1 protein-coding gene is annotated in these 1,574 nt (G+C 59.9%); it reads right to left on the bottom strand.

The genetic code is table 11. The features are described 5' to 3' along the window. Positions 1 to 1,574 (bottom strand): peroxidase family protein (locus tag ACESMO_RS10940; protein ID WP_372708174.1); only part of this gene is annotated, 1,574 nt, incomplete at both ends.

The raw sequence follows: 1,574 nt of genomic DNA, 5'->3' as shown, positions 1-1,574 counted from the left end.
TCGCTTCGCTTCGCCTTGAACCGCTGTTCGCCGGTTGTACGGTCGTCAAGCGAAAAGTTCATGCCTTTTTCGTCCGCCTTTTTCCATTCATAGTCCATGCTCGTCAGCACGGTAAAGAAGTCGTTGGAGAGCACGCCGACCCGATCGGTAAAAACGCCGTTAGCCGAGCCATCGTAGTTCGCGCCCAAGCCCCTCAGACCGCCGACCAGCGCGACCCATTCGGGTACGGTGAGTGCCAGCAGTTGCGCCTTGTCGAGGAACATTTCTTCGGGGGCGACGTCCGGGGCGATTTGCTCGAACTGGTCGTCGATGTAATTGCGGAACCCGTCGGCCACTGGCTTCAACCATTCGGACATCTCAATGTCCGTCAATTCCTGTGTCGTGTCCCGCCGACCCGGCGTGAATGGGACCGAGACCTGCATACCTGAATCCGACGCCGCCTTGTCGATCGCCGTGCAACCACCGAGCACAATGAGGTCGGCGAGCGATACCCTTGTGTTACCGACCTGCTTGCCGTTGAATTCCTCCATGACGTCGCGCAGCGCCGCAATCACGGGGACAGCTCGCCGGTTGACCGCCCAATCCTTCTGCGGCGCGAGCGCCAGGCGAGCCCCATTGGCGCCACCGCGCTTGTCACTTTTGCGGTAGGTGGCAGCCGCCGAAAAGGCAGTAAAGGCCAAATCAGATACCGGAACGCCCTTCGCCATGATCAACTTCGTGAGTTCATTGACGTCCTCCTCGCTGATCGTGTCGTGTTCGCGGAGCGGAATCGGGTCCTGCCACAGCAGGTCGTTATCGTTCCGCTTTTCCGGGCCAAGATAGCGCTCGCGAGGGCCCATATCGCGGTGGGTCAGCTTGTACCAGGCCTTGGAAAATGCCTGCGTGAAAGCATCAAAATCGTTGAGGAACTTATCGCAGACTGCGCGGTAGTCAGGGTCGACCTTCAGGGCGATGTCGCTGGTCATCATCATCAGCGTATTCATCTGCCCAGGGATATGTGCGTCCGGGGTCTTGGGCGCACCCAGGTCGATTGGCGTCCATTGCAGCGCGCCAGCAGGGCTCTTCGTCTGCTCCCACTCGAACTTGAAGAGGTTCTCCAGATAGCTGTTGTCCCATTGGGTCGGATTGGGAGTCCAGCTGCCCTCGATGCCGTTGGTCATCGTGTGTTCGGCATTCCCGGTGCCTTGCGGGTTATGCCAGCCAAGACCCATCGCCTCGATAGGAGCGATCTCCGGCGGAGGTCCGACCTCCTTGGCGGGAACCATCCCGTGACTCTTGCCAAAGGCATGGCCGCCTGCAATCAGCGCGACTGTTTCCTCATCATTCATGGCCATGCGGCTGAAGGTGACACGAATGTCGCGTGCCGATCCCATCGGGTCGCCGTTCGCGTAGGGCCCTTCGGGGTTCACGTAGATCAGGGACTGGTGCGACGCCGCCAGGGGATTCTCGAGGTCATAGTCAGCGTCGCCGTTTTGACCGCGCCAGCGCTTGTCACGCGTGACCATGCTGTCAAAGGAAGAAACATGCTTCGCGTCCCACACCTCAGGCCCCCAGTAGGTGCTGGTATCAGCTTC

The sequence above is a fragment of the Brevundimonas sp. genome (assembly GCF_041688735.1).
Classification (GTDB): Bacteria; Pseudomonadota; Alphaproteobacteria; order Caulobacterales; family Caulobacteraceae; genus Brevundimonas.
Note: the sequence above shows the minus strand (reverse complement) of the source record. Positions and strands in the feature narration are given on the sequence as shown.